The following is a 247-nucleotide window of genomic DNA, read 5'->3' as shown; positions in this document are numbered from 1 at the left end:
GGTCGTATAATTTCATCAGATTTGGGATCCATTTTTATTAATTCCTGTTTCTTTTTATCATCAATAATAAAAGCTTCATTATATCCTGTTAATAATCCACGATATATATTAATATTCCAGTCTTTTAAAGGTGTTCCAACTAATTCTATTTTATCCTTTATACTTTGCTCTATATTACTCAGAATAATCCAACTTTCAGAATTTAAAAAAGAAGTATTTACTACAACCTGTCTAAAATAATCGCTCA

General features: G+C 26.3%; 1 protein-coding gene. It reads right to left on the bottom strand.

The genetic code is table 11. The annotated features are described in order from the left end of the window. On the bottom strand, positions 1-247 hold a 247-nt coding region (locus LKL37_RS23075; RefSeq protein WP_431612586.1), incomplete at both ends, for a hypothetical protein.

Origin of the sequence: Chryseobacterium sp. 'Rf worker isolate 10', assembly GCF_050753305.1 — a bacterium.
Lineage (GTDB): Bacteria > Bacteroidota > Bacteroidia > Flavobacteriales > Weeksellaceae > Chryseobacterium.
This window is presented reverse-complemented; position numbering and strand designations above follow the sequence as displayed.